This window comes from Bradyrhizobium sp. SHOUNA76 (assembly GCF_023006445.1).
In the GTDB taxonomy this organism is placed as follows: domain Bacteria; phylum Pseudomonadota; class Alphaproteobacteria; order Rhizobiales; family Xanthobacteraceae; genus Bradyrhizobium.
Genome location: NZ_JALBHA010001157.1, coordinates 1 through 478, shown reverse-complemented (window position 1 = coordinate 478; position 478 = coordinate 1). Strand labels below are relative to the sequence as shown.

General features: G+C 63.4%; 1 protein-coding gene. It reads left to right on the top strand.

The annotated features are described in order from the left end of the window. Nucleotides 1–478: condensation domain-containing protein (locus MOV74_RS40270; RefSeq protein ID WP_246933117.1), on the top strand; the 478-nt coding region annotated here is incomplete at both ends.

Here is a 478-nt window from a genome sequence, read left to right as displayed (position 1 = left end):
CAGGACCTGCCGTTCGAGCGCCTGGTGCAGGAGCTGCAGCCGGCGCGCGAGGCGAGCCGCCATCCGATCTTCCAGGTCCTGTTCGCATTGCAGAACGTGCCGCAGGAGAAGTTCGAACTGCCGGGGCTGACGCTGAGTAAGGTGGGAGATCAGCCTGTTGGAGGCGTCGATCCATCGCTCTATCGGCTGGATCTGGCATTCTATCTGCACGAAGGCGACGAAGGGCTGCACGGCTTCTTCCAATACGCGACCGATCTGTTCGACGCCGCGACGGTGAAGCGGCTGTCGGAGCATCTGACGCAAATGTTGATGGAAGCAGTCGCTGACGCGGACCGTCCGCTGTCGGAGCTTGCGATGCTGCCGGAGACGGAGCGGCGGCAATTGGTGGAGGAGTGGAACGAGACGTGTTCGGCCTATCCGTCGGAGGCATGCTTGCACGATCTGGTGACGGCGCAGGCCATGCGAACGCCGGATGCGG